The sequence below is a fragment of the Mesorhizobium sp. B2-4-3 genome (assembly GCF_006442815.1).
Lineage (GTDB): Bacteria > Pseudomonadota > Alphaproteobacteria > Rhizobiales > Rhizobiaceae > Mesorhizobium.
In genome coordinates this window covers 45,920-71,435 of sequence record NZ_VFVL01000011.1, presented here as the reverse complement: position 1 = coordinate 71,435, position 25,516 = coordinate 45,920, and the positions used below count along the sequence as shown (strand labels likewise).

Genomic DNA, 25,516 nt, shown 5'->3' with positions numbered 1-25,516 from the left:
GCGGCCACGGTCAGCTGTCGAAGAAGACCGTCTCCTTTTCGCCCTGCAAATGGATATCGAAGACGTAGGTATTGCCCCGGCGCTCGGCGATCAGCGTCGGCAAGCGCAGGCGATGCTCGATGCGCGCAAGGATGGGATCCTCGGCATTGGCCTTCTCCTCGTCGGAGAAGTAGAGCCTGGTGTTGAGGCCGATATTGATACCGCGCGCCACGATCCACAGCGTGATATGCGGCGCCATCGGCCGCCCGTCGCGGAACGGTACCCTGCCCGGCTTGATCGTCCGGAACAGGCAGACGCCCGTTTCCATGTCGGTCGGCTGCCGGCCCCAGCCCTGGAAGTTTGGATCGGCGGCGCCGCACATCTCGGCCGGTGAATTGTAGAGCCCCTCGGCATCCGCTTGCCAGATCTCGACCAGCGCGTCCCTCAGCGGCGTGCCGGTGCCGTCGAGCACGCGGATGCGCAGCTCGATGCGCTCGCCCTTGGTCTCACCGTTGACCATCGCCGAACCGAGGTCGCTCGCATAGACACCGCCGATGCCGCAGAAATTGGGCGTCAGCCCGATATGCACATAGGGCCCGGCGGTCTGCGAAGGGCTTTCCTTCAGCCGGTCGAGCGACTGCGTCATCAATTGCCCTCCGGCCTGTTCTCGAACAGCGTCGAGCGCCGCCCGCGCAGCACGATGTCGAACTTGTAGGCAAGCGCGTCCATCGGGATGGTCGACTGCATGTCGAGCGCCGCGATCAGCGCCTCGACAGCTTCCTTGTTGGAAATGCCGCCGACGATCGGACAGCGCCGGATCAGCGGATCGCCCTCGAAATACATCTGCGTGATCAGCCGCTGCGCGAAGCCGTGGCCGAACACGGAAAAATGGATATGCGCCGGCCGCCAGTCGTTCGGTCCGTTCGGCCAGGGATAGGGACCGGGCCTGACGGTGCGAAAGGCGTAGCCGCCGTCCTCGCCGGTGATGGTGCGGCCGCAGCCTCCGAAATTCGGATCGAGCGGCGCAAGATACCCGTCCTTCCTGTGCCGATAGCGGCCGCCTGCATTGGCTTGCCAGAATTCGAGCAGCACGCCGGGAACGGCCTTGCCGCGCTCGTCCAGCACGCGTCCATGGACGATGATGCGCTCACCGATGGCGCTCTCGCCGGGACTGGCGAAATTGTGGATCAGGTCGTTGTCGAGATCGCCGAGCATCGCATGCCCGAACACCGGACCGGTCAATTCCGATAGCGTGTTGTCGAACGACAGCAGCGCTTTCTGCGGCGAACGCAGCACCGAGCTCTTGTAGTTCGGCGTCAACGCCGGCGGATGCCACTGGCGGTCGCGCTGGAAGAAGGCGCCTGTTTCCGGCGCCCGGTTGGAGCCGGTCTCAGCCATGATCGGCTCCGTCCATCTGCGCGAACACCTGCTTGGCGATCTTGAAGGCGCGATTGGCGGGCGGCACGCCGGCATAGATCGCGACATGCAGGAAGGCCTCGCAGATGTCGTCGCGCGAGGCGCCCGTATTGGCGGTGGCGCGCACATGCATGGCCACTTCCTCGTCATGGCCGAGTGCTGCAAGCAGCGCCAGCGTCACGATCGAGCGCTCGCGCTTCGACCAGCCGGGTCGCGCCCACACCGTTCCCCAGGCGGCTTCGGTGATCAACTGCTGGAACGGACGGTCGAAATCGGTCGCGGCATCCTCGGCGCGGTCGACATGCGGACTGCCAAGCACGGAGCGGCGGACCTCGAGACCGGTCCGGTAGCGGTTCTTCGTGACATCATCCATGAGCAGACTTTCCCTCGGGCAATGAGGCGACGAAATCGCGGATCAAGGTGACGAGCGCTTCGGGCTGCTCGATGCACGGGATATGCGCGGCATCGCGGATCACTTCGAAACGCGCGCCAGGGATCAGTCCGGCCAGCGAGCGGACAAGATCCGGCGGCGTCGAACCGTCCTGGTCGCCGACGACGCAAACCGTCGGCACCGCGATGCGCCGCGCACTGTCGGTGAAATCGGCATCGCGCACCGCCATGCAGGTGCCGATGTAACCAGGCAGAGCCTGCCTGGTGAGCATGTTGCAGCAGCCGGCCAGGTCCGCCGCGCGCCTGGCATGGAATTGCGGCGTGAACCACACTTTCATGATGCCTTCGGCGATCGCCTCGATGCCGTCGCGCTCGACAGTCGCGATGCGCGTGTTCCAGCTTTCGGCGGTGCCGATCTTATGCGCCGTGTCGCTGAGGATCAGAGCCTCTACACATTTGGGGTGGCGGGTATAGAGCCGCTGCGCGATCAGGCCGCCGACCGACAGGCCGAAGAGCACGACCTTGTCGAAGCCGAAATGGTCGATGAGGGCGGCCAGATCGTCGACGTGGTCGTCGATCGAACGTACGCCGCTGCCGATATCCGACAGCCCATGGCCGCGCTTGTCATAGACGAGCATCGGCATTTCGCCCGTCAGTTTCGCGACGACGTCGTCCCAGATCCGGAAATCGGTGCCCAGCGAATTGATGAAGACGATCGGACGCGACGTGCCGGGCGCCTCGGTATAGCGGTGATGCAGCGTGACGCCGCCTATGCTGACGAATGGCACGGTTTCGATCCTCCGAACCCACATTGCACCAGCTATTTGGTTCGGTAAATCGAAACCGTCCAGGGTTGCTTCGGCCGGCTCCTTATGCGCGAGCTTGCGGCCTATCCCAGCGTCAGCCCCGCCTTCTTCGCCTCTTCGCGCAGGAACGGCAGGCCGACCTCGATGACGTCGCGCGGATCTTCCGCCACCGGCCGCCACACCGCGAGCCCGCCGGCTATGTCGACATCGACATGGTTCATGCTTTCGAGCGTGATCGCGCCCTGATAGCCGATGTCGGCGATGGCCTTCATGCAGGCCGCCCAGTTGAGCATGCCGCGACCCGGCACGCCGCGATTTGCCTCCGACACATGCACATAGCCGAGATAAGGCGCCGCCGCCTCGAAACCGGAAGCGAAGCTCTCTTCCTCGATATGCATGTGGTAGGTGTCGAGATGGATGAAGATGTTGTCGGCGCCGACGCGCTCGATGATCCGCGCCGCGTCGACGCCGCGGTTGATCAGATGCGTCTCGTAGCGGTTGCAGGGCTCGATGCCGAGCTTCAGGCCGCGCGCCTTCGCCGCCTTCGCCGCGCGTTCGAGGAAACGGCACATGCCGTCGATCTCGCGCTGCGTCGGCGCCCGGCCGGTGGTCTTGCCGATCGTACCGTAAGTGACGCCGCCCAACGCCTCGGCCCCGACCTCGTTGCAGACCCGGAAAGCCGGCCCGAGGAAATCCAGCGCCTCGTCCGGCCGCTCGACCACGTCGAGCGCGCGCGGCAGGCCGAGCGAGGGGACCAGTTCAACACGGTAGTGATTGGCAAAGCTGCGTGTCCGCTTGGTGTCGATCTCCTCAGGCCGAAGCAAAGGGATCTCCATCAGGCCTATGCCGTATTCCTTGAGCCGGTCCATCTGCGGCTCGATGCGGGCGAGGTCCCAGACCGGCGCGATGGCGAAAGTGTGCAGTCCGAAAGTGTTCATGTCAGCCTCGTTGCTCATGCGCCGCCGCTGCGGCCGTATCGCCGCCGCCGACGATGCGGCTGACGACTTCGTTCATATTGGTCCTGGCGGTGACGAGATCGGCATCCGCCCTGCCGTGGCGCAGCACGACGATGCGGTCGGTGACCGACAGCACGTCGTTCAGCCGGTGCGAGATCAGGATGACGGCGATGCCTTCGGACCTGAGCCGCCGGATGAGGTCGAGCACGCTCTGCACCTCGCGCACGGCCAGCGCCGCAGTCGGCTCGTCCATGATGACGAGCTTCGGATTGAAGGTGAGCGCGCGCGCGATCGCCACCGTCTGCTGCTGGCCGCCGGAGAACGAACCGACCGACCGGTTTATTGACGGCAAATGCGCGCCCAGCCGCTCGATCATCCTGGCGGCCTGGCGATCCATCTCGCTTTTGTCGACGAAGCCCGGGAACACGCCGAGCAATTTTTTTGTCGGTTCGCGTCCCAGGAAGATGTTCGACGCCACGTCCTGTTGCTTCGCCAAAGATAGATCCTGGTAGATCATCTCGATGCCGAGACGGCGCCGCTGGCCGGGATCCAGCGCCAGGATGTCCTTGCCATCGAATTCGATCGAACCGGTGTCGGCCCGGTAGATGCCGGTGATGGTCTTCATCAGCGTCGACTTGCCGGCGCCATTGTCGCCGACCAGCCCGACCACCTCGCCGGCCGCGACCGAGAGGTCGACGCCATGCAAAACGTCGACCGCGCCAAAGCTCTTGCGGATGCCGCGAAGCGAAAGCAGGGTCATACGCGCGACTCCTTCCGCACCTGGTACTGGTCGATGAAGACGGCGAGGATCAGCACCGCGCCGATCGCCATCTGCTGGTAGTAGGATTGCACGGCAAGCAGCGTCAGCCCGTTCTGCAAGACGCCCATGATCAGCGCGCCGATCATCGTGCCGAGGATCGAGGCGCGGCCGCCGAACAGATTGGTGCCGCCGATGATCGCCGCCGTGATCGCGGTGAGCTCGTAGTTGATGCCGGCGGTCGGATCGCCGGCATTGACGCGGGCGGTGAAGAGCAGGCCCGCGAGGCCGGCGAGCGCGCCGGAGAGCGTATAGATGATGCGGCGGTGATGCTCGACGCGGATGCCCGCGGCTCGCGCAGCACCTTCACTATCCCCCAGTGCCAGCGTGTGACGGCCGAAGCGCGTATAGGCGAGCACCGCATGCGCGACGATCGCCGTCAGCACCAGGATAATCACCGGCATCGGGACGCCGAATGGCCGGCCTTGCCCGATATAGACGATCTCCGGCGGCAGGCCGTAGATCGCCCTGCCCTGCGAGATGACCAGCGCCAGCCCGCGCGCAAGGCCAAGCATCCCAAGCGTGACGATGAAGGCCGGCACGAAGGCGCGGGTCACCAATTGCCCGTTGATATAGCCGGCAATGCCGCCTGCGAGGATACAGGCCAGCACCGCCAATACTGACGGCCAGCCGAGATTGACGGCGACGAAGGCACCCGCGACGCCGGCCAGCCCCATGACCGAGCCGAGCGACAGGTCGAGCCCGCCCGAGCCGATGACGAAGGTGGCGGCGATCGCCAGCACGCCGATCGTCGAGGTGGCGAGAAGGATGTTGAGGAAGTTGCTGAGCGACAGGAAATAGGGCGACAAGAGCGCCATCGCCGTGCTCAGCGCCAAAAGCACCACCAGCGACTCCAGCCTGATGTGGAGCCTTTCGACGGATGCGCGCTGCACCCGAGCCCAGAAGCCGGGCTGTTCAGAAGCCATGTTTTCTACCCTTCGGGTAAGGGAGTAGGGGAGTAGGGAAGGCAAGGAAGATGGAGGCTGGTCGGAGAAGCGCAGACATCGCTTCCCCTATTCCCCTACTGCCTTACTCCCCTACTCCCTTCCTTTCACTACTTCACATATTGCAGCATCGGCTCCTTGCCGGCATCGATCACGTCCTTGGTCAGCACCAGCGTCGGTACTGCGATGCTGTCCTCGACCTTCTCGCCGGCCAGAGCTTTCTTGACGTTCTCGACGGCTTGCTTGCCGACCAGATACGGAAGCTGCGCCACCGAGGCGTTGAGGCGGCCTTCCTTGATCGACTTCACCGCGTCCGAGTTGCCGTCGACGCCGATGATCGTCACCTGCGGCCCCTTGCCGGCGGCGTAGACGGATTCCACGGCGCCCAGCGCCATGCCGTCATTGGCGCAGAAGATAGCGACGAGATCGGGATGCGCCGTCAGCGTGTCGGTGGCGATCGAAGCGGCCTTGCCGCGGTCCCAGTCGCCCGGCAGCGAGGCGACGATTTCGAGCCCTGGCGCCAGTTCCTTCAGCTTGTCGGCAAAGCCCTTGGCGCGCTTCTCGCCGGTGATGTTGCCTGACAGGCCTTCGATCACCAGCACCGGACCCTTGGCATCCTTGCCGAGCTTGTTGGCGAGATATTCGGCGCCCTGCGCGCCGGCGGCGATGTTGTCGGAGCCGATATGGAAGGTCACCTTGACACCTTCCTTGTCGAGCACCGCCTGGTCGAGATTGTTGTCGAGGTCGACGATCTTGATGCCGGCGTCCTGCGCCGACTTCAGGCAAGGCAGGAGGTTGGTCGAGTTGATCGCGGCGGTGATCATCGCCACCGGCTTGCGCTCGAGCATCGTGTTGCACAGGTTGAGCTGCGGCTCGGCCGCCTGGTCGCTCTCGGCCGCCTGCTGGAAATATTTCACGCCGGCTTCCTTGGCGCCGTCCGCGACGCCCTGCGCCATCGCGCCCCAGAACGGATTGGCCAGCGTCTTCATCAGCACACCATATTCGCCGTCCTCGGCCTTGGCGGCGCCGACGGCGCAGAACGCAAGCGCGACACCCATGGCAAGGGTAAATCGATTTATCTTCAAGAAATACGATGTCATTCGATCCTCCGTTGATCCTTGGCGCCGGATGCCTCGGCCAGGGCCGGCGCTAGCTTCCGTTCACGACAATGGGGGCTGTTGTCGGTCTCCTCCCCCGGAATGCGGACCGCTGCCTGGCGAGCCAACGGATTCCCGCATCAATACCTGGCAGGGCTCGAGCCGTGCCGTGGGTGGTCCCACAGCCCCCTCGACCCTGCGAAACAAAAGGTTCATCGCCTCGCTGGCGATCTGGCGCACCGGCTGCACCACGGCGGCGATCGCCGGCCATGTCACCTGCATCCATTCGGCGTCGTCGAAGCCGACCAGCGAGATGTCGTTCGGGCAATGCCATCCACGCCGGCGGAATTCGGACAGCGCGACAAGCGTGCCCTTCAAGAGCAGCGAATAGACGGCGGTCGGTCGCTCGCCCCTGGCAAAGTAATCGCGCAGCGAGGTTCTGAGCGGCTCGACGCTGACTTCCGAGGTGATGACATCGATGCGCACCGACGGGTTGAGCGCCAGCGCCTGGGCGCGAAAACCTTCCAGGCGGGCGCGCACGGTCGCAGCCTGCTCGGCAAGGCCGATGACCAGGATATGGCTGTGCCCCTTGCCGACCAGCATCCGCGCCACCTCGGCGCTGGCGGCGGCGCTGTCGGCCGATACCGTGTCGAAGGCGTCGTCGGACAAGACGCGGTCGATCAGCACGCCGGTCATGCCGTTCATCTTCATGAAATCGGCTCCCGGGCCGTGCTCGTTGCGCACCGGCGCCAACACGACGCCGGCAACACGCCAGTCATGCATGCGGGCAAGGATCTCCTTCTCGCGCGCTTCCGATTCACGGCTGGAGGCGGCGACCAGCGTGTAGCCGCGCTGTTCGGCAAGGCCTTCGAGCTCGGTGACCATCTGGCCAAAGAACTCGCTCTCGAATTCGGGCATGATGGCGCCGATGATGCGGCGCTTGGCCCTGCGCATATCGGATGCAAGCGGATCGACGCGATAGCCCAGACGCTCGACGGCATCGAACACACGCTGCGCGTTTTCCGGCCTCACCGTGGTGACGCCGGCCAGCACCTTGGAGACGGTGGCCGCGGACACGCCGGCATGGCTTGCCACGTCGTGGATCGACGGACGCCGCTGCCGCGTTTGGTGCTGTACCATCGACCTCCTCCCGAGGGCAGGCAGCCGATTTGCTGCCTCGCTATTCTAATCGATAAATCGATTTTTCGTTCTTGTAAATCGTTTCATCGGGAGTAAGACTTGAATATGTGATTGACGCGATCCAATCGCGCCCGGGAGGAAAGACATGTCCGACAAAGCCTTGCCGCTGGCCATCAGCGCGCCCGACCCGCGCACGCTCGAGCTGATCTTCACGCCGCCGCAGCTGGCGCGCCTGCGCAAGAACTATCGCATCGTCGAGACGACCCCGGAAGGCGTCGCGGCACTGCCCGCCGAAACACTGGCCGAGGCGCGCTATATCATCGGCCAGCCGCCGATTTCAGCCGAAACGCTGGAGAAGCTGAAGGCGCTGCGCTGCGTCTTCAACGTCGAGACCAACCTCCTCAACAACATGCCCTACGAGACGCTGTTCGCCCGCGGCATCCATGTCGTCACCACCGGCCTCGTCTTTGCCGAGCCGGTAGCCGAGCTCGGCCTCGCCATGGCGCTGAACCTGGCCAGAAACATCGTCGACGCCGACCTCGCCTTCCGGCACGGCAAGGAATTGTGGGGCGGCGACGGCAACCAGACGGCGCGGCTTCTGTCCGGCGCCGATGTCGGCATCATCGGCTTCGGCGATCTCGGGCGCGCGCTCAACCGCCTGCTGACCGGCTTCCGCACCCGCACGAAAGTTTTTGATCCATGGCTGCCGCCATCGATCCTGGTCGACAACGGCGTCGAGCCGGCGTCGCTGGACGAGGTGCTGTCGCAAAGCGATTTCGTCTTCGTCGTCGCTTCCGTCACCAGCGAGAACCAGGGTTTCCTGGGCGCCGACGCCTTTGCCAAAATGCGCAAGGGTGCGGCCTTCATCCTGCTCAGCCGCGCCGGCGTCGTCGATTTCGCGGCACTCATGGCGGCGGTGAAGAGCGGCCATATCGTCGCCGCAAGCGACGTCTTCCCGGAGGAGCCGCTGGCCAAGGACCATCCCGTCCGCACCCTCCCCGGCTTCCTGCGTTCGGCGCATCGCGCCGGCGCGCTCGACATCGCCTTCAAGCGCATGGGCGACATGGTGCTGGAGGATATGGACCTCGTCGACCGCGGCTTGCCGCCCCTGCGCTCCAAGCGCGCCGAACGCGAGACGGTTTCGCGCATGCGATCCAAGCCGGTCGACAGGAACTAAGCTCGAACAACCTGTCTAAAGCGTGCCCAACCGAAGCGCGTCGCGGGCGATTTGCCAAGCCGTCTCCACATGCCGCCGGGCCGCGGCCTCCGCCGCTTCCGGCTTGCGTAAGCGGATAGCATCCATGATCGCGTGCATCTCGGCAATCGCCGGCTCGCGGCGGTTCTGCGACAAGATCGTCATCGAGCGCAACTGGTTGATGCGGACATTGAGACCGGTGACGATCTCCCAGGCGATGCGCTTGTCGGCGGCTTCGAACAGTACCTCGTAAAACCTCGCTGTCGCCCGCATCACCTCGGCCGGCACGCCCGACGCCCACGCTTCGAGCAGCTTCGCAAGCGCCGCATCGAGCAGCGCGATCTGATCGTCGGTGGCCGAGGTGGCGCAGGCCTTCGCGGCAATGCCCTCCAGCAGCGCGCGCAACTCGTAGATCTCGTCGGTCCGGCCAAGATCGGGCTTCGCCACCGCCGGCCCGTGCCCGGGTATCATCTGCACCAGGCCTTCGGCCTCAAGCTGCCGCAGCACCTCGCGCACGACTGAACGGCTGACCCCGAGCTGATCGCATAACGGCCGCTCGACCAGCCTTTCGCCGGGCTGGAAATGGAAATCCATGATCGCTTCGCGCATGCGCTCCAGTGCCAGCGTCCTCAACGTCTTGGCGGAGCGGTCGATGCGAAGCGTGTCGTCAGCCATTTTCCTCAAATCCCTAGCCTCGTCACAAAAACAGATTCCATGACCGATTGACAAGACATGCGGCACTCCATAGCATGGTATACCATAAGACGATATAGAAATCGATGCAGCCGCGAGCGGCTCCATCCCGAGGAATTCCATGCAGCCGGCCATCCGCAAGATCGTGACCTATACCGACAACACGCTGATCGAAGGCGGCAAGGCCGCCCCGCGGCCGTTGCGCCTGATCGGCGTCGCCGCGGTGCTCACCAATCCGTGGGCAGGCCGTGGCTTCACCGAGGATCTTTCCCCTGAAATCCGGGCGTTCGCTCCCGTGCTCGGCGAGACGCTGACCAATGAGATCATCGCTGTCGCCGGTTCTGGCGAGGCGATCGAAGGTTACGGCAAGGCCGCCATCTGCGGCACGTCGGGCGAGGTCGAGCATGCCTCGGCGCTGATCCACACGCTGCATTTCGGCAATCACTATCGCCGCGCCGTCGGCGCCAAGACCTATCTCGCCTTCACCAATCTGCGCGGCGGTCCCAACACGCCGATCATGATCCCGCTGATGGATAAGAACGACGAAGGCCGCCGCTCGCATTATCTCACCGTGCATTTCCAGATCGGCGACGCGCCTGCCCCTGACGAGCTGGTGGTGGCGCTCGGCGCGTCGATCGGCGGCCGCCCGCATCACCGCATCGGCGACCGCTACCAGGATATGAAGGAGCTCGGAGACCTGCATGGCTGACGCCGCGACGATGCGCAGCAAAGCTCCAGGCGGCACGGGCTTCATCCGTGCCGGTTCGGGCGCGCCGGTCCTGCTCATCCACGGCGTCGGCATGGATGCCGCGATCTGGCAGCCGCAGATTGCCGCCATGCAAGATCGGTTCGACGTCATCGCCGTCGACATGCTCGGCCACGGCGCTTCGCCGCTGCCCCTCGAAAACGCTGGCCTGTCCGACTTCGCCGAGCAGGCGATCCGCCTGCTTGATCATCTTGGCCTGGATCGCGTCGCCGTCGTCGGTCACTCGATGGGTGCGCTGGTCGCACAGGAAATCGCGCTTCGCGCTCCCGCTCGCGTCAGCGCCCTCGTCTGTCTCAACGCCGTCTTCCGTCGCCCTCCGGATCTCGCTCAGGCGGTGCGCGAACGGGCGGCCGCGCTTGGCGGACCCGGCGATCCCTCGGCTATCGCCGCGACGATCGCCCGCTGGTTCGGCAATCCGGTTCCACCCGGTCTTTCAGACGCGGCCGCCACGGCGCGCGCGGCGCTCGAAAGCGTCGATGCGCAAGGCTATGCCCGAACCTACCGCCTCTTTGCCAGCGCCGATACCGCCCATGCCGATCGGCTGGCCGACCTCACGGCACCCGCGCTGTTCATGACCGGCTCGGAAGACCGCAACTCGACGCCCGCCATGTCGGCCGCGATGGCGCGGCTCGCTCCGGCTGGGCGATGTGTGGTGCTGAGCGGCGAAAAGCACATGATGACAATCGCTTCGCCGCAAAAAGTGACTCAACGCATCACGGCCTTTCTCGACCAGGCCACGGCTGTTCAATCTGAGGCGGCGAAAGTCGACCCCTCATCCGACGCCCCCGCGTTCGACGCCATGGAGTTCCGGCGCGCGCTTGGCTCCTTTCTGACCGGCGTCACCATCGTCACTACGATCGACGAGGCCGGCGACGCGCGCGGCTTCACCGCCAACTCCTTCACCTCCGTCTCGCTCGAGCCGCCGCTGGTGCTGGTCTGCATCGCCAAGAAGGCGCTGGGGCATCAGGCCTTCTCGACCTCGAGAGGCTTTGCCATCAACATCCTGTCGGAAGCCCAGAAGGCCGCGTCCGGCATCTTCGCCTCGAAGGCCGCCGACAAGTTCGCCTCGGTGGCATGGCGGTCCGGACAGACTGGCAATCCGCTGATCGACGGATCGGTCGCGGTGTTCGATTGCGGCATGGAGCAGCTGGTCGATGCCGGCGATCATTCGATCCTCATCGGCCGCGTCCGCGATTTCAGTCACAATGGCGCACAGCCTCTCGGCTACTGCCGCGGCGCCTATGTCACGCCGGGCCTGAGCCAGGAGGCGCTGGCAGCCGCCGCTCCGCCCGGAACCGAGGTCGGCGCCATCCTCGAGAATGAAGGCCGCGTGCTCTTCTTCGAGACCGCCGAGGGATACCAATTGCCGGCCGGTCGCGGTCTCGGCGCCGCGAACGATGCCCGCAGCCTCAGGGGAAAACTTGCCGCCAAGGCAATCGACGCAGAGCTCGGCTTTCTCTACGCCGTTTGGGACGACGCGACGGACGCCTCGCAGACCCATGTCTATTATCGCGGAACGGTGGACGCCCCCGTCTCCGGTGATGGCCAGATCCGCTTTGTCGAGATCGAGCGCATCTCCGAATTGAACATCGCCGACCCGGCTGTCAGCTCGATGCTTGCCCGCTATGCGCGCGAGCGCACGGAGGACACCTTCGGCGTTTATGTCGGCAACGAGGTCGAAGGCGAAGTCCGGCCGCTTGCCAAGCCGGCGCCGTCGGCGCCAATCCATTCCGGCCCAATCCATTCCGGCCAGCGGTGAGACCGATGAAGTTTTCGCTTTTCGTCCATATGGAGCGCTCGGATCTCGACAAACCGCATTCAGAGCTCGTGGCGGAACTGGAAGAACTGGTGCTGCTGGCGGAGCAGGCCGGTTTCGAGACGGCCTGGATCGGCGAGCATCACGGGATGGAATTCACCATCTCGCCGAACCCGTTCATCAACATCGCCTATCTCGCCGCCAAGACGAAAACCATCCGTCTCGGCACCGGCACCATTATCGCGCCCTTCTGGCACCCGATCAAACTCGCCGGCGAGGCGGCGATGGCCGACGTCATCACCGGCGGCAGGCTGGATCTGGGCATCGCGCGCGGCGCCTACAGCTATGAGTATCAGCGCGTCTTCCCGGGGCTGGATGCCTGGGGCGCCGGCCAGCGCATGCGCGAGATGATCCCGGCGATCCGCGGCCTTTGGGATGGCGACTACGAGCATTCCGGCGAGTTCTGGCAGTTTCCCCCGACGACCTCCTCGCCGAAGCCTTTGCAAAAACCCTACCCGCCGATCTGGGTGGCCGCGCGCGATCCGAATTCGCACGACTTCGCCGTCGCTAACCGATGCCAGGTCCAGGTGACGCCGCTTGCCTCCGGCGACGGCGAGGTCGCCAGCCTGATGGAGCGCTTCAATGCCGCCTGCCAGGCCCATCCGGACATAGCGCGACCGGAAATCATGCTTCTGATGCACACGTTCGTCGCCGAGGACGCGGCCGACGCCGACCGGCTGACGCAGGACCTGTCACAATTCTATTGCCAGTTTGGCGCCTGGTTCCAGAACAAGAAGCCTGTCCGCCAGGGCGTCCTGGAGCCGCTGACCGAGGACGAGATCGCGGCCATGCCGCAATACGCGCCCGACAAGATCCGGCAGAACCTCGTCATTGGCGAAGCCGACGAGGTGATCGCCAGGCTGAAGACTTACGAGGCGCAGGGCTACGACCAGTACTCGATCTGGATCGACAGCGGCCTCTCGCATGAGCGCAAGAAGAAATCGCTGCAGCTGTTCGTCGACAAGGTGATGCCGGCCTTTCAGGGGGCGGGGTCGCGATGAGCAGCACCGCCTTCAGGAACTACATAGACGGCCAGTTCGCCGAGGCGTCCTTCACTTTCGACAGTATCGATCCGTCGACGGGCGCGCCGTGGGCAAAGATGCCGGCCGCTTCCGTTGCCGATGTCGACCGCGCCGTCGAGGCCGCGCATCGCGCGCTGCGCTCCGGCCCCTGGGCAGCGATGACCGCGACCGCGCGCGGCAAGCTGCTGGTTAGGCTCGGCTATCTCGTCGCCGCCAATGCCGGCCGGCTGGCCGAGCTGGAAACGCGCGACACTGGCAAGATCATCCGCGAGACGCGCGCGCAGATCGCCTATGTCGGCGACTACTACCGCTATTATGGCGGGCTGGCCGACAAACACGAAGGCGCTTTCATCCCGATTGACAAGGCTGACATGGAAGTGACGGTGCGGCCCGAGCCGATCGGCGTCGTCGCGGCGATCGTGCCGTGGAACTCGCAGCTCTTCCTGTCGGCGGTCAAGCTTGGCCCGGCGCTGGCCGCCGGCTGCACCGTCGTTCTCAAGGCTTCCGAGGATGGTCCGGCGCCGCTGCTCGCTTTCGCCGAGTTGGTTAGCGAAGCCGGCTTTCCAGCCGGCGCCGTCAACATCATCACCGGCTTCGGGCATGATTGCGGGCATCGCCTGACCAGCCATCCGCTGGTCGCCCGCGTCGCCTTCACCGGCGGCCCTTCGACCGCGCGGCGGATCGTCGCCAACACCGCCGAGAACCTCGCCTACACCACGCTCGAGCTTGGTGGCAAAAGCCCGGTCGTCGTCTTCGCCGACGCCGATCTCGACAGCGCCGCCAATGCCGTTGTCGCCGGCATCTTCGCGGCCACAGGCCAGAGCTGCGTTGCCGGCTCGCGGCTTTTGGTCGAGCGTTCGGTCAAGGACGATTTCCTCGCCCGGCTGAAGCGCAAGGCCGAAGCCATCGTCATCGGCGATCCGCAGGATCCGGCCACCGAGATGGGGCCGCTGGCGACTTCGCGCCAGCGCGAACGGATCGAGACGATCGTTGCCGAGAGCCTGTCCGCCGGCGGCCGGCTTGTCACCGGCGGCGCGCGGCCGAAGGACAAGGCTGACGGGTTCTACTACGCGCCGACGATCATCGAGGCGCAGGACCAGGCTCTCGCCTGCGTGCGCGAGGAGTTGTTCGGACCGGTGCTTAGCGTCATTGCCTTCGACACCGAGGCTGAAGCGCTGGCTCTAGCCAACGACACGCCCTTCGGGCTGGCTTCCGGCGTCTTCACCAGCAACCTTGCCAAGGCGCATCGCATGGCGCGCGGTATCCATGCCGGCGTCGTCTGGGTCAACACCTACCGTGCCGTCTCGCCGCTGGTCCCGTTCGGAGGCTACGGCCTTTCCGGCCTCGGCCGCGAAGGCGGCCTCGATGCCATCCGCGATTACACGCGCTCGAAATCGGTGTGGATCCGCACCTCGGACGAACCGATCCCCGATCCCTTCGTCATGCGCTGAGACGGCCTGGCGGGGGTGCAGACAAGAACAAGAAACGGAACAACCAATCAGAGGAGAACGACATGAAACTGATTTTCGCCGGCGTCCTTGCCGGATTGATGGCGACCACGGCCGCCAAGGCCGATGAAGTGGTGTTCACCAGCTGGGGCGGGACGACGCAGGAAGCCCAGACCAAATCCTGGGCCGAGCCCTTCACCGCCTCTTCGGGCGTCAAGGTGCTGCAGGATGGACCAACCGATTACGGCAAACTGAAAGCGATGGTCGACGCCAAGAACGTCACCTGGGACGTCGTCGACGTCGAGATGGATTTCGCCATCAAGGCGGCCAAGGACGGCCTGCTCGAGCCGATCGACTTCGCCGCCGTGCCGAAGGCCGATCTCGACCCGCGCTTCTCGAATGAGAATGCCGTCGGCAGCTTCTATTATTCCTTCGTGCTCGCCTGGAACAAGGGCGCCGTCTCCGGCGAGCCGGCAAGCTGGGCCGACATGTTCGACACCAAGAAATTTCCTGGAAAGCGCACCTTCTACAAATGGTCGGCTCCAGGTGTGATCGAGATCGCGCTGCTCGCGGACGGCGTACCGGCCGACAAGCTCTATCCGCTCGACCTCGACCGCGCCTTCAAGAAGCTCGACACCATCAAGTCGGACATCGTCTGGTGGGGCGGCGGCGCGGAATCGCAGCAACTGATCGCCTCCGGCGAGGCCGCCTTCGGCCAGCTCTGGAACGGCCGCGTCTTCGCGCTGGAGAAGGATGGCGCCGATGTCGGCGTCTCCTGGAACCAGAACCTCACCGCCGCCGATGTCCTCGTCGTGCCGAAGGGCGCCAAGAACAAGGACGGCGCGATGAAGTTCCTGGCAGCGGCCACCAGCCCGACCGGCCAGGCGAAATTCGCCGAGGCGAGCGGCTACGCGCCGATCAACACCAAGGCCAAGGCCGAGATGCCGGCCGATGTGGTCAAGGGCCTGCCCGACGCCCATGTCGACGGCCAGATCAACCTCGATATGAACTACTGGGCCGAGCACCGCGACGAGATCGCCACGCGCTGGTACGCCTGGCAGGCGAAGTAAACGTCCTTCGTGACAAGGATCGGGGCAGCGCTGGCCGTCCCGATCCGCAATCCGGGATTACCGTCATGTCGGTGGAAGCACAGCAAGGGATCGCAACCCCTCGCATACCGGCAGGCCTCGGCGGCCTGCTTCCGGCGTTGATCCTGATCGGGCTTTTCTTTGTCGTGCCGGTGCTGACGCTGTTGCTGCGCAGCGTCACCGATCCTGCTCCCGGTCTGCAGAATTATGCGGCGCTGCTGGGCGACGGCACCTATGCACGGGTGTTCTTCAACACCTTCCTCGTCGCCGCCGTCGTCACCATCGTCACCGTGCTTGTCGCCTTTCCGGTCGCCTGGATGCTGGCGATCATGCCGCCTGCGCTGGCGTCGATCCTCTTCGGCATCATCATCCTGTCGATGTGGACGAACCTGTTGACCCGCACCTACGCGTGGATGGTGCTCCTGCAGCGCACCGGCGTCATCAACCGCGCACTGATGGGCGCCGGCATCATCGACCAGCCGCTGCCGCTCATCAACAACCTCACCGGCGTCACCATCGGCATGGTCTATATCATGCTGCCCTTCATGATCCTGCCGCTGGTCGGCACCTTGCGGGCGATCGATCCGATGACTTTGCGCGCCGCCGCCCTTTGCGGTGCCAGCCCGCTCGCCGCCTTCCGCCGCATCCTGCTGCCTCTGTCGCTCCCCGGCATCGCCGCAGGCGGGCTGATGGTCTTCGTCATGTCGCTCGGCTATTTCGTCACCCCCGCGCTGCTCGGCGGCACGTCGAACATGATGCTCGCCGAAATGATCGCGCAGATGATCCAGTCGCTGCTCAACTGGGGCCTGGGCAGTGCCGCCGCCTTCATCCTGCTCGTCGTCACCATGGCGCTCTATGCGCTGCAGCTGCGCCTGGTCGGCTCAAAACGCGTGGCGGGAGGCGCCTGAGATGCTGCTCGACTATGACCGCCTCGGCTGGCTGAAAGTCGCGCTGCTTGCCTTCACGGCCTTGGTCGCGGCCTTCCTGCTGCTGCCCGTGGTCTTCATCGTGCTCCTCTCCTTCGGCTCGTCGCGCTGGCTGGCCTTCCCGCCGCCCGGCTGGACGCTGAAATGGTATCAGGAGCTGTTTGCCGATCCATCCTGGATCGAGGCCGCGCTCACAAGCGCCCGCATCGCCACGATGACGGCAATCCTCGCCGTCGCCATCGGCCTGCTCGCCTCCTTCGCGCTGGTGCGCGGTGAGTTCCGCGGCCGCGAGATCCTGCGCGGACTGCTCTTGACGCCGATGGTCCTGCCGGTCGTCGTTTTCGCCATCGCCATCTATGCCTTCTTCCTGAGGCTTGGCCTCGGCGGCACCACGACCGGCTTCGTCGTCGCCCACACCGTGCTGGCCCTGCCTTTCGCCATCATCCCGATCGCCACCGCGCTCGAAGGTTTCGACAAGTCGATCGAGGACGCGGCCATCGTCTGCGGCGCAAGCCCGCTGCAGGCGAAGCTGCGTATAACCTTGCCGTCGATCCGCATCGGCATCTTCTCCGCCGCGATCTTTTCCTTCCTCGCCTCCTGGGACGAGGTGGTGGTGGCGATCTTCATGGCCAGTCCCACCTTGCAGACCTTGCCGGTCAAGATCTGGGGCAGCCTGAGATCCGACCTCACCCCCGTCATCGCCGCCGCCTCCAGCCTGCTGGTCGCGCTCACGCTGGCCCTGATGATCGTGACGGCACTCTTGCGCCGAAAGCTGCAGACATGACCCAATCCTTTCTCTCGATCCGCAAATTGCGCAAGGCATTCGGTGCCTTCACCGCCGTTCACGATGTGACGCTGGACATTCCGAAGGGCGAGTTCCTGACCTTCCTCGGACCGTCGGGTTCCGGCAAATCGACCACGCTCTATGCCATCGCCGGCTTCCAGGATCCGACCGCCGGCGACGTGCTGCTGCAAGGCAAGTCGTTGCTGTCGGTGCCTTCGCACAAGCGCAACATCGGCATGGTCTTTCAGCGCTACACGCTGTTCCCGCACCTGAGCGTCGCCGAAAATGTCGCCTTCCCGCTTCGCGTCCGCCGCCGGCCCGATGCCGAGGTCAAGCGCAAGGTCGCTGACATGCTGGCTCTGGTGCGGCTGGAGAACTTCGCCGAGCGTCTGCCCACGGCGCTCTCGGGCGGCCAGCAGCAGCGTGTCGCGCTCGCCCGCGCTCTGGCCTATGATCCGCCCATCCTGCTGATGGACGAACCGCTGTCGGCATTGGACAAGAAACTGCGCGAGGAGATCCAGGCCGAGATCCGCCGCATCCACCGCGAGACCGGCGTCACCATCCTCTACGTCACGCACGATCAGGAAGAAGCGCTGCATCTGTCGGACCGCATCGCGCTCTTCCGCGATGGCCGTATCGAGCAGATCGGCACCGGCGAGGACCTTTACCTGAGGCCCGCCACCGATTTTGTTGCCGGTTTCATCGGCAACTCGAATTTCCTCGCCGCCGAGCATCTGGAGACGGTGGGCGGCGCCTCCACCATCCGCCTCGCCGACGGCGCGCTTGTCTCCGGCATAAATGCCAATGGCAGCTTCGCCCGCGGACAGAAGACCAGGCTGATGATCAGGCCGGAAGCCTTCCGTCTGGAGCGTTCGCCGAACAGTGCGGAGCTTGTGGTCGAGATCGTCGATGTCGCCTTCTATGGCGAGCGCCGGCGTATTGTGGCGCGCACGAGCGCCGGACAGGAAATCGACATCCGGCCAACATCTTCGGCCTTGGCGGCGCAGGACGTCGCAACTTGCCGTCGCCCGGTGTTCTTCGATCCTGGCGCGGCTTTCCTGTTTCCCGCCTGACCGTCGATTTGCCGTTCGCAGCCTGAAATCGAGCGCGCCGAGGATGAGATCGGCCTGCCTCCAGGCAAGATGGTGGCTGAGTAAATCCTCCCGGTGCGGTCTCCGACAACGCAACGTCATCGTTGACAAGGTGTCATTTCGCTAATAAGTTCGGTGACAGAACGAATTAATCCGAGGCCGCCGTGAGCGATCTGCCACGTATTTCCCGCCAGTTCTCGCAACGCTCCGTCATGGAGGCGATCGTCCAAGGCGGGCCGATATCGCGGGCCTCGATTTCCAAGCTCACCGGCCTTTCGAAGCAGACGATCTCGGAAATCGTGCGTGGCCTCGAGCAGGAAGGCTGGGTACAGGAAACCGGACGCACCAGCGGCCATGTCGGGCGCACCGCCGTCACCTATGAGCTTGTCCACGACGCCGCCTACATCATCGCTGTCGACCTGGGCGGCACCAAGGTGCGCGTGGCGCTGACCGACCTCGCCTGCCAGATCTTCGCCGAAGCGGCGACGCCGACCGATCCGCGTGGCGGCCAGTTCATCATCGACCAGATCGCGGCGCTCGCCTTCCAGGCCGCGGCCAGGGAGCGCATTCCCCGCAAGAAAATCCGCCTTGCCGTCATCGGCGCGCCAGGCGCGCCGGACCCCGCGACCGGCCGCATCCTGCTCGCGCCCAACATTGCCGGTTTCGACGCCATGAACGTGCTCGACGCGTTCGAGAAGGCGCTCGGCGTCGCGGTGATGATCGAGAATGACGTCAATCTCGCCGTGCTCGGCGAGAACTGGCTTGGCCGGGGCCAGGGCACCGACAATCTCGCCTATATCGCGCTTGGTACCGGCGTCGGCAGCGGCCTGATGCTGGGCGGCCATCTGGTGCGCGGCGCCACCCATGCCGCGGGCGAAATCGGCTTCATGCCGATCGGCGCCGATCCGTTCGCGGCGGAATCGCTGCGCACCGGCGCGTTCGAGCGGGCGGTGGCAACCCATGCGATAACCGAACGCTACAGGTCCCTGACCGGCATCCAGGTCGCGGTTCCCGCGATCTTCGAGAATGCGGCTGCAGGCGACAAGGCAGCGCTTATCGTGCTCGACGAGACGGCGCGTTATCTGGCGCAAGGCATTGCGGCGATCGCCGCCGTCGCCAATCCCGAAAAAATCATACTGGGAGGTTCGATCGGCCTCAGGCCGGAGATCCTGTCGCGCGTCAAGGCCCTGATACCGCTGTGCTTCCCCTACCCGGTCACGGTCGAGGCCGGCGAGTTGGGCGCGCGGGCGGCACTCATCGGCGCGGCCGCCATCGGTCTCGGCCAGTTGCACAACACGCTGTTCGGCGTCGACGCGCCGGATGGCCGGATTTCGCTTCCCACCGCCCAGGCGGCTGCCTTGAAGGAGGTTGTGCTGTGACCAGCGATATCGTCACCAGGCTGCGCGCAGCTCTCGATACCGACCACGCGCTGGCGCTGTTCAGGGGCGCGATTGGCCGCGAAAGCATCACCGGCAACGAGGCGAATTTCGTCGGCTTCCTGGAAGAGAAGATGCGCGAGCTGGGACTGAGCGGCCTGAGCCGCGCGGATTTCCTGCCCGGCAGGCCGAACATCTGGGGCGAGCGCAAGGGTGCCGGCAACGGCAAGCGCCTGCTCTTCATCGGCCATACCGACACCGTTCATGTCGATGGCTGGCGCGAGCATTGGGCGGGGACCGAGCGGGAGGACCCGTTCGGCGCGCCCATCATCGACGGGGCGGTCTGGGGCCGCGGCTCCGGCGATCTGAAGGCCGGCATCACTGCTTCGCTGGCGGCGCTCTCGCTGCTCGACAAGGCCGGCATCCGCCTCAAGGGCGATGTGGCCTTCGCTTTCGTCGGCGACGAGGAGAGCGGCCAGCCCGGCACCGGCGTATCCGCCGGCATCAAGCATTTCGTCGGCCGCATCGAGGCCGGCGCGGTCGCGGCGCCCGATTTCACCGTCTATGTCGAGCCGACGCGGCTTGCCGTCTATGCCGCGCAGATCGGCTTCTTCATCACCGACATCACGATCACCGGCAAGTCGGCCTATTTCGGTGTGCCCGAGCTTGGCAAGGATGCCTTGCGCGCCGCCCATGCCGCCATGACGGCGCTGTGGAACCATTCGGATGAGGTCGCGGCCCGCGCCGAGCACAAGCTCACCGGGCGCGGCTTCCTGCTGATCACCGGCCTCACCGGCGGCGGCTATATCGCCGTGCCCGAGCGATGCACGCTGTCGCTGATCCGCAAGCTCCTGCCGGGCGAGGACCTCGACAAAGCCGCCGCCGAGATCGAGGCCGCGGTACGCGGCGCCATCACCGATCCCGAGATCACCGTGGAGTTCGCCTATCCGGCCGGCCGCGACCACCAACTGGGCGGCACCGCCGCCGAGATCGATGAGACGCGCGCCGAAGTCGCCCTGCTTTCAGACTCGATGGCGGGCGCCATGGGCGGGCGCGGCGTGATCGAGGGCGCGCCCTTCTGGTCGGAATCGTCGTTGTTCGTCAATCGGTTGGGCATTCCCGCCGTCTATTGCGCGCCGGGCGATATCCGCAACTGCCACACTTTCGAGGAGCACGTCGATGTCGAGGAATACCTCGCCGGCATCGTCGGCTTCGCAGCCTTCATGGCCCGCTATTGCGGCGTGGCCGATTGAACGACCAACGAAGCAGAAAATGGGAGACTAAAAACATGCTGATGAAGAAATGGATTGCCGTCTTGGCCGGCGGATTGATGCTCGCCGCCGGCGCGGCTCACGCACAGACGGTCGGACCGCAGGGCGAGACCGCCACCCCGAGTTCCGGCCTGACGCTGAGCGATGCCGACATCGCGGCGCTGAAGGACAAGGGCTACAAGGCGGCGCTCCTGTGGCACACCTCTTCCGACTTCACCAACGCGGTGACCGCGGGCGCCACGGACGAGTTCGCCCGGGCCGGCATCTCGATCGCGGTCAAGACCGACGCGCAGTTCGACGCCGCCCGCCAGCGCAGCGACATCGAGACCGCTTTAGCCGCCAAGCCGAACGTCATCCTAGCGTTGCCGCTAGACCCCGTCACCTCCGCCGAAGCCTTCCGCCAGGCGGTCAAGGACGGCGTCAAGCTGGTGTTCCTGTCCAACCTGCCCAAGGATTACAAGCAAGGCACCGACTACGCCTCGATCGTCACCGACGATCTCTACCAGATGGGCAAGCAGGCGGCCGACGCCATGGCCAAGGCCATCGGCAGCAAGGGCAAGGTCGGCTATATCTTCCACGACGCCAATTATTACGTCACCAACCAGCGCGACCAGTCCTTCAAGAAGACCATCGAGAAGGATTATCCCGACATCAAGATCGTCGCCGAACAGGGCATCTCCGACCCGGCCCGTGCCGAGGAACTGGCCAATGCCATGCTGCTGCAGCATCCCGATCTCGACGGCATCTACGTGACCTGGGCCGAGCCCGCCGACGGCGTGCTTTCGGCGCTGCGCGGCGCCGGCAACACGCACACCAAGATCGTCACGCTCGACCTTGCCGAGCCGGTCGCGCTCGACATGGTCAAGGGCGGCAATGTCGCGGCACTTGTCGCCGACAAGGCCTACGAGCTCGGCCGCGCCATGGCCGCCTCAGGCATGAAGTCGCTGCTTGGCCAGCAGGCGCCCGCCTTCGTCGTCGCGCCGGCGCTGACCGTGACCAAGGAGAATGTCTCCCAGGGCTGGAAGGACTCGCTGAACCGCGATGCACCGCAGTCGGTGCTCGACGCGGCGAAGTGAAGCCGACGCTCCGGCTCGGCTTACCGGGCCGGAACTCTCTTCCTGAACAAAAAGGGGAACCGATATGCGCAAAGCATTGAGTATCATGACTGTATTGGCGAGCCTGTTCGCCGCTCACGCCTTCGCCGCCCAAGGTGTCACCACCGGCCCGAACGGCGAGAAGCCGGTTCCGGCGGCCTCGCTGACGCTGACGGCGGCGCAGGAGCAGCAGGTCAAGGACGGCAAGTTCACCGCGGCTCTCGTCTGGCACGAGATGAGCGAGTACACCAACGCCGTCAACGCCGGCGCGCGCGACGAGTTCAAGCGTCTCGGCGTCGAAGTGGTGGCGCAGACCGACGCCGGCTTCGACGCCGCGCGCCAGAAGGCCGATGTCGAGACGGTGATGGCCAAGAAACCGTCGATCATCCTGTCGCTTCCGGTCGATCCGGCGACCGCCGCCTCGGTCTACGACCCGGCCCGACAGGCCGGCGTCAAGCTCGGCTTCGTCGACAATTGCCCGGCCGGCTACAAGCAGGGCACGGATTACGTCACCATCGTCTCCGACGACCTCTTCCAGATGGGCAACAAGGCCGGCATCGCCATGGCCGAGGCGCTCGGCAAGAAGGGCAAGGTCGGCTACATCTTCCACGACGCCGATTTCTACGTCACCAACCAGCGCGATGGCGCCTTCAAGAAGACCATCGAGCAGGACTATCCCGATATGAAGATCGCCGCCGAGGCCGGCATGGCCGACCCGGCGCGCTCAGAGGACATCGCGCAGGCGATGATCACCCAGCATCCAGACCTCGACGGCATCTATGTCACCTGGGCCGAGCCGGCTCTCAGCGTGCTCTCCGCATTGCGCGCCGCCGGCAACAAGCACACCAAGATCGTCACGCTCGACCTCAACGAACCGGCCGCGCTCGACATGGTCAAAGGCGGCAACATCGCAGCCCTTGTCGCCGACGAGGCCTACTCGATCGGCGTGACGCTGGCGCGTGCCTCGGCAGGTTCCCTGGTCGGCCTGAAGGCCGAGCCTTTCTATGCCGTCGATTCCATTGCCGTCACCAAGGAGACGGTGAAGGAAGGCTGGAAGAAGTCGCTCAACAAGGATGTGCCCGCGACCATCGCGGACGCCATGAAGTAGCCGGCGCGGCAGGCTGCGAAGCACGCATCATCGGAGATCGAACATGTCCAGTGCCAACACCGGTACCGAGGTGGGCAGCCTCGCCAGCCGCTTCAATCTGCAGCAATATGTCGTCTATCTCGGCTTCCTGGCGATCTTCCTGTTCTTCGCTATCATGCTGCGGGACAGCGGCTTCCTCACCGTCCGCAACCTCTCCAACATCGTGCTGCAGACGGCGCCGGTGACGATCATGGCGATAGGCCTCGTCTTCGTCATGTCCGCCGGCGAGATCGACCTTTCGATCGGCTCGATCGTCGCGGTGGCGGCGCTCGCCGCCGCGGTCACCATCGCCTCCTATGGGATGGCGGCGGGCATCGTCGCCGGCCTGGGCGCCGGTATCCTCATCGGCCTCATCAACGGCGCGCTGGTCGCCTATGTCAGGCTGCCGTCCTTCCTGGTGACGCTGGCGACGATGGGCCTGTTCGCCGGTGTCTCGCGCTCGATGACCGACCTGCGTTCGATCTCGGTCACCAACGAGATCTTCACCGGCTTCTTCGGCTCTGGCTCGCTGCTCGGTGTGCCGTCGCTGATCTGGTGGACGGTCATCGCCATCGCCATCGGCCACCTCGTCTACCGTGAGACGCGTTTCGGCGCCCATGTGCTGGCGACTGGCGACAACGCCCGCGCAGCGAGCGTCTCGGGCATCAGCGTGCCCAAGATCAGGCTCGCCGTGCTCACCATCAGCGGCGGGCTCGCTGGGCTTGCCGGACTGCTCTATGCGGGCCGCCTGCAAGCGGCGAAATACACGCTCGGCGAGACCGATCTGATGACGGTCATCGCCGCCGTCATTGTCGGCGGCACGCTGCTCAACGGCGGCAAGGGCTCGATCGTCGGCGCTCTCGTCGGCTCGCTGATGATGGGCATGCTGAACAACGGCCTGATCCTGATGGGCCTCTCGGTCTCCGACCAGATGATCGTGCGCGGCCTGATCATCCTCACCGCCGTCGCCGTGTCGCTGCGCGACAAATCCCGCTGAAGGAACCTTTTCCATGTTTCTTGACGTTCTGCGCCGCCGCAACCCCGCCTTCATCGAGGCGGCGATCGGCCTTCATCAGCAGGGCAAGCTGCCGGCCAACGCCTATGTGCTCGATCTCGACACGGTCGAGCACAATGCGGCGGTCCTCAAGCAGGAAGCCGACCGGCTCGGCCTGAAGATATTCGCCATGACCAAGCAGGTCGGGCGCTCGAGCTCATTCTGCAAGGCGGTGATGCGCGGCGGCATCGAACGCGCCGTGGCGGTCGACATGGCCTGCGCGCGCGCCACGCACAAGGCCGGGATGAAGCTCGGCCATCTCGGCCATTTGCAGCAGATCGCGAAATTCGAAGCGGAGGCGGCGGCGAGCACCTTCCAGCCGGATTACTGGACCGTCTTCAACGACACCAAGGCCGAGGAAGCCGGCAAGGGCGCCAAGGCCGCCGGCTATGTCCAGCACCTGCTCGCCCGCATCGCGGCCGAAGGCGACATTTTCTACCGCGGCCATGAGGGCGGCTTCGACGCCGCCGAGGTTGTCGGCGTCGCCGACCGGCTCGATGCCGTTCCGGGCGGCCGCTTTGCCGGTATCACCACCTTCCCTGCCCTGCTCTTCGACCATGCCGCGCGAAAAGTGTTGCCGACGCCCAATCTGGCAACGCTGAGCAAGGCAGCCGAGGCGCTCGCCAGGGCCGGCCGTAAGGAGATCGAAATCAATGCGCCTGGCACGACGTCGAGCGTCATGTTGGCCGCGCTGGCCGAAGCCGGCGCCACGCAGTGCGAGCCCGGCAACGGACTGCATGGCACCACGGCGCTGCATGTCATGGAGGACCTGCCGGAATTGCCCGCGGTGCTCTACCTCACCGAAGTGTCGCATCTGTCGGGCGGCAACGCCTACTGCTTCGGCGGCGGCTTCTATATCGACCCGATCTTCCCGGACTATGACGTCAAGGCGATCGTCTCGGCCGAGCCGACAGCGGCCGCCACAGCGCTCAAAAGCGTCGAGGTGCCGCCGCCTTCGGCGATCGACTACTACGCCATGATCGACGCTTCCGGCGCGCGAGCTCCGAGGCCGGGCGACAGCGCCATCTTCGGCTTCCGCGGCCAGGCCTTCGTCACCCGCGCCTATGTCGTCGGCGTCTCAGGTATCTCGAAGGGCGATCCGAAGGTCGAAACGATCGAGAACGGCTTTGGCGAACCCTATGCCTGGCCTGTTTAGAGCATGATCCCGAACCGAAGGACCGCGTCAGCGAAAAGTGGGAACCGGTTTTCGGACAAGATCAT

General features: G+C 65.2%; 25 protein-coding genes. 15 read left to right on the top strand and 10 right to left on the bottom strand.

Annotation, left to right across the window (positions count from 1 at the left end; all coding sequences use genetic code 11):
- Window positions 1-10 precede the first annotated feature (10 nt).
- The 9 genes from pcaG to FJ956_RS13425 form a co-directional block, all read right to left on the bottom strand.
- On the bottom strand, window positions 11-625 hold the full coding sequence (gene pcaG, locus FJ956_RS13465; protein WP_140677088.1) for a protocatechuate 3,4-dioxygenase subunit alpha: 615 nt from the start codon (window positions 623-625) through the stop codon (window positions 11-13).
- Entirely contained in the window at window positions 625-1,377 is a 753-nt protein-coding gene (gene pcaH, locus FJ956_RS13460; RefSeq protein WP_181170191.1) for a protocatechuate 3,4-dioxygenase subunit beta, read from the bottom strand. The genes pcaG and pcaH overlap by 1 nt, the downstream gene beginning before the upstream one ends.
- A complete protein-coding gene (gene pcaC / locus FJ956_RS13455) occupies window positions 1,370-1,768 on the bottom strand; it encodes a 4-carboxymuconolactone decarboxylase (protein ID WP_140677086.1) in 399 nt (132 codons plus the stop codon). The genes pcaH and pcaC overlap by 8 nt, the downstream gene beginning before the upstream one ends.
- A complete protein-coding gene (pcaD, locus tag FJ956_RS13450; RefSeq protein ID WP_140677084.1) occupies window positions 1,761-2,573 on the bottom strand; it encodes a 3-oxoadipate enol-lactonase in 813 nt (270 codons plus the stop codon). The genes pcaC and pcaD overlap by 8 nt, the downstream gene beginning before the upstream one ends.
- Before the next feature lie 101 nt (window positions 2,574-2,674).
- Window positions 2,675-3,529: a sugar phosphate isomerase/epimerase family protein gene (locus FJ956_RS13445; RefSeq protein ID WP_140677082.1), complete on the bottom strand. Its 855-nt coding sequence runs from the start codon at window positions 3,527-3,529 to the stop codon at window positions 2,675-2,677.
- Between the two features lies 1 nt (window position 3,530).
- Complete coding sequence (locus FJ956_RS13440) at window positions 3,531-4,307, bottom strand: ATP-binding cassette domain-containing protein (protein WP_140677080.1); 777 nt, start codon at window positions 4,305-4,307, stop codon at window positions 3,531-3,533.
- Complete coding sequence (locus tag FJ956_RS13435; protein WP_140677078.1) at window positions 4,304-5,290, bottom strand: ABC transporter permease; 987 nt, start codon at window positions 5,288-5,290, stop codon at window positions 4,304-4,306. Before FJ956_RS13435 ends, FJ956_RS13440 begins: the two co-directional genes overlap by 4 nt.
- A 128-nt stretch (window positions 5,291-5,418) precedes the next feature.
- Entirely contained in the window at window positions 5,419-6,408 is a 990-nt protein-coding gene (locus FJ956_RS13430) for a substrate-binding domain-containing protein (RefSeq protein ID WP_246672062.1), read from the bottom strand.
- A 60-nt stretch (window positions 6,409-6,468) separates the two neighbouring features.
- Window positions 6,469-7,545 carry a LacI family DNA-binding transcriptional regulator gene (locus tag FJ956_RS13425; RefSeq protein WP_140677076.1) on the bottom strand — a complete coding sequence of 359 codons (1,077 nt, stop codon included), beginning with the start codon at window positions 7,543-7,545 and terminating at the stop codon, window positions 6,469-6,471.
- 145 nt (window positions 7,546-7,690) lie between these two features.
- Here FJ956_RS13425 and FJ956_RS13420 point away from each other — a divergent pair, with 145 nt between their 5' ends.
- Entirely contained in the window at window positions 7,691-8,722 is a 1,032-nt protein-coding gene (locus tag FJ956_RS13420) for a hydroxyacid dehydrogenase (protein WP_140677074.1), read from the top strand.
- Between the two features lie 15 nt (window positions 8,723-8,737).
- On the opposite strand, the gene FJ956_RS13415 is transcribed toward FJ956_RS13420, so the two are convergent.
- Entirely contained in the window at window positions 8,738-9,415 is a 678-nt protein-coding gene (locus FJ956_RS13415; RefSeq protein WP_140677072.1) for a GntR family transcriptional regulator, read from the bottom strand.
- Between the two features lie 139 nt (window positions 9,416-9,554).
- Between FJ956_RS13415 and FJ956_RS13410 the strand changes: the two genes are divergently transcribed.
- The 14 genes from FJ956_RS13410 (at window position 9,555) to FJ956_RS13345 (ending at window position 25,451) form a co-directional block, all read left to right on the top strand.
- Complete coding sequence (locus tag FJ956_RS13410; RefSeq protein WP_140677070.1) at window positions 9,555-10,142, top strand: amino acid synthesis family protein; 588 nt, start codon at window positions 9,555-9,557, stop codon at window positions 10,140-10,142.
- Window positions 10,135-11,958: an alpha/beta fold hydrolase gene (locus FJ956_RS13405; RefSeq protein WP_140677068.1), complete on the top strand. Its 1,824-nt coding sequence runs from the start codon at window positions 10,135-10,137 to the stop codon at window positions 11,956-11,958. The genes FJ956_RS13410 and FJ956_RS13405 overlap by 8 nt, the downstream gene beginning before the upstream one ends.
- A gap of 5 nt (window positions 11,959-11,963) precedes the next feature.
- The gene (locus tag FJ956_RS13400; protein WP_140677066.1) at window positions 11,964-13,016 is read left to right on the top strand and encodes an LLM class flavin-dependent oxidoreductase; all 1,053 of its coding nucleotides are present in this window, start codon (window positions 11,964-11,966) and stop codon (window positions 13,014-13,016) included.
- Window positions 13,013-14,488, top strand: a complete 1,476-nt coding sequence (locus tag FJ956_RS13395; protein ID WP_140677064.1) for an aldehyde dehydrogenase — start codon at window positions 13,013-13,015, stop codon at window positions 14,486-14,488. The genes FJ956_RS13400 and FJ956_RS13395 overlap by 4 nt, the downstream gene beginning before the upstream one ends.
- Before the next feature lie 62 nt (window positions 14,489-14,550).
- Window positions 14,551-15,555, top strand: coding sequence for an ABC transporter substrate-binding protein (locus FJ956_RS13390; protein WP_140677062.1), 1,005 nt, complete (start codon window positions 14,551-14,553; stop codon window positions 15,553-15,555).
- Window positions 15,556-15,620: 65 nt separating this feature from the next.
- Window positions 15,621-16,481: an ABC transporter permease gene (locus tag FJ956_RS13385; RefSeq protein ID WP_140677060.1), complete on the top strand. Its 861-nt coding sequence runs from the start codon at window positions 15,621-15,623 to the stop codon at window positions 16,479-16,481.
- A 1-nt stretch (window position 16,482) separates the two neighbouring features.
- Window positions 16,483-17,283, top strand: coding sequence for an ABC transporter permease (locus FJ956_RS13380; protein ID WP_140677058.1), 801 nt, complete (start codon window positions 16,483-16,485; stop codon window positions 17,281-17,283).
- Window positions 17,280-18,356 (top strand): ABC transporter ATP-binding protein, encoded by a 1,077-nt coding sequence (locus tag FJ956_RS13375; protein ID WP_140677056.1) that lies wholly within the window; start codon window positions 17,280-17,282, stop codon window positions 18,354-18,356. Before FJ956_RS13380 ends, FJ956_RS13375 begins: the two co-directional genes overlap by 4 nt.
- A gap of 182 nt (window positions 18,357-18,538) precedes the next feature.
- Window positions 18,539-19,753: an ROK family transcriptional regulator gene (locus tag FJ956_RS13370; RefSeq protein ID WP_140677054.1), complete on the top strand. Its 1,215-nt coding sequence runs from the start codon at window positions 18,539-18,541 to the stop codon at window positions 19,751-19,753.
- The gene (locus tag FJ956_RS13365; protein ID WP_140677052.1) at window positions 19,750-21,003 is read left to right on the top strand and encodes a M20/M25/M40 family metallo-hydrolase; all 1,254 of its coding nucleotides are present in this window, start codon (window positions 19,750-19,752) and stop codon (window positions 21,001-21,003) included. The genes FJ956_RS13370 and FJ956_RS13365 overlap by 4 nt, the downstream gene beginning before the upstream one ends.
- A gap of 35 nt (window positions 21,004-21,038) precedes the next feature.
- Complete coding sequence (locus tag FJ956_RS13360) at window positions 21,039-22,097, top strand: substrate-binding domain-containing protein (RefSeq protein WP_140677050.1); 1,059 nt, start codon at window positions 21,039-21,041, stop codon at window positions 22,095-22,097.
- 64 nt (window positions 22,098-22,161) lie between these two features.
- A complete protein-coding gene (locus tag FJ956_RS13355; protein ID WP_140677048.1) occupies window positions 22,162-23,223 on the top strand; it encodes a substrate-binding domain-containing protein in 1,062 nt (353 codons plus the stop codon).
- A 43-nt stretch (window positions 23,224-23,266) separates the two neighbouring features.
- On the top strand, window positions 23,267-24,238 hold the full coding sequence (locus FJ956_RS13350; protein WP_140677046.1) for an ABC transporter permease: 972 nt from the start codon (window positions 23,267-23,269) through the stop codon (window positions 24,236-24,238).
- A gap of 13 nt (window positions 24,239-24,251) precedes the next feature.
- Window positions 24,252-25,451, top strand: a complete 1,200-nt coding sequence (locus FJ956_RS13345; protein WP_140677044.1) for an alanine racemase — start codon at window positions 24,252-24,254, stop codon at window positions 25,449-25,451.
- Window positions 25,452-25,516: the final 65 nt, after the last annotated feature.

Excerpts from the sequence above, each read along its gene's own strand:
- FJ956_RS13420 (WP_140677074.1), top strand. The coding sequence starts at position 7,691 with ATGTCCGACAAAGCCTTGCCGCTGGCCATCAGCGCGCCCGACCCGCGC.
- FJ956_RS13380 (WP_140677058.1), top strand. The coding sequence starts at position 16,483 with ATGCTGCTCGACTATGACCGCCTCGGCTGGCTGAAAGTCGCGCTGCTT.
- FJ956_RS13385 (WP_140677060.1), top strand. The coding sequence starts at position 15,621 with ATGTCGGTGGAAGCACAGCAAGGGATCGCAACCCCTCGCATACCGGCA.
- FJ956_RS13400 (WP_140677066.1), top strand. The coding sequence starts at position 11,964 with ATGAAGTTTTCGCTTTTCGTCCATATGGAGCGCTCGGATCTCGACAAA.
- FJ956_RS13440 (WP_140677080.1), bottom strand. The coding sequence starts at position 4,307 with ATGACCCTGCTTTCGCTTCGCGGCATCCGCAAGAGCTTTGGCGCGGTC.
- FJ956_RS13435 (WP_140677078.1), bottom strand. The coding sequence starts at position 5,290 with ATGGCTTCTGAACAGCCCGGCTTCTGGGCTCGGGTGCAGCGCGCATCC.
- FJ956_RS13425 (WP_140677076.1), bottom strand. The coding sequence starts at position 7,545 with ATGGTACAGCACCAAACGCGGCAGCGGCGTCCGTCGATCCACGACGTG.
- FJ956_RS13345 (WP_140677044.1), top strand. The coding sequence starts at position 24,252 with ATGTTTCTTGACGTTCTGCGCCGCCGCAACCCCGCCTTCATCGAGGCG.
- FJ956_RS13410 (WP_140677070.1), top strand. The coding sequence starts at position 9,555 with ATGCAGCCGGCCATCCGCAAGATCGTGACCTATACCGACAACACGCTG.
- FJ956_RS13355 (WP_140677048.1), top strand. The coding sequence starts at position 22,162 with ATGCGCAAAGCATTGAGTATCATGACTGTATTGGCGAGCCTGTTCGCC.
- FJ956_RS13415 (WP_140677072.1), bottom strand. The coding sequence starts at position 9,415 with ATGGCTGACGACACGCTTCGCATCGACCGCTCCGCCAAGACGTTGAGG.
- FJ956_RS13405 (WP_140677068.1), top strand. The coding sequence starts at position 10,135 with ATGGCTGACGCCGCGACGATGCGCAGCAAAGCTCCAGGCGGCACGGGC.
- FJ956_RS13350 (WP_140677046.1), top strand. The coding sequence starts at position 23,267 with ATGTCCAGTGCCAACACCGGTACCGAGGTGGGCAGCCTCGCCAGCCGC.
- FJ956_RS13390 (WP_140677062.1), top strand. The coding sequence starts at position 14,551 with ATGAAACTGATTTTCGCCGGCGTCCTTGCCGGATTGATGGCGACCACG.
- FJ956_RS13430 (WP_246672062.1), bottom strand. The coding sequence starts at position 6,408 with ATGACATCGTATTTCTTGAAGATAAATCGATTTACCCTTGCCATGGGT.
- FJ956_RS13395 (WP_140677064.1), top strand. The coding sequence starts at position 13,013 with ATGAGCAGCACCGCCTTCAGGAACTACATAGACGGCCAGTTCGCCGAG.
- FJ956_RS13375 (WP_140677056.1), top strand. The coding sequence starts at position 17,280 with ATGACCCAATCCTTTCTCTCGATCCGCAAATTGCGCAAGGCATTCGGT.
- FJ956_RS13360 (WP_140677050.1), top strand. The coding sequence starts at position 21,039 with ATGCTGATGAAGAAATGGATTGCCGTCTTGGCCGGCGGATTGATGCTC.
- FJ956_RS13445 (WP_140677082.1), bottom strand. The coding sequence starts at position 3,529 with ATGAACACTTTCGGACTGCACACTTTCGCCATCGCGCCGGTCTGGGAC.
- pcaC (WP_140677086.1), bottom strand. The coding sequence starts at position 1,768 with ATGGATGATGTCACGAAGAACCGCTACCGGACCGGTCTCGAGGTCCGC.
- pcaH (WP_181170191.1), bottom strand. The coding sequence starts at position 1,377 with ATGGCTGAGACCGGCTCCAACCGGGCGCCGGAAACAGGCGCCTTCTTC.
- pcaG (WP_140677088.1), bottom strand. The coding sequence starts at position 625 with ATGACGCAGTCGCTCGACCGGCTGAAGGAAAGCCCTTCGCAGACCGCC.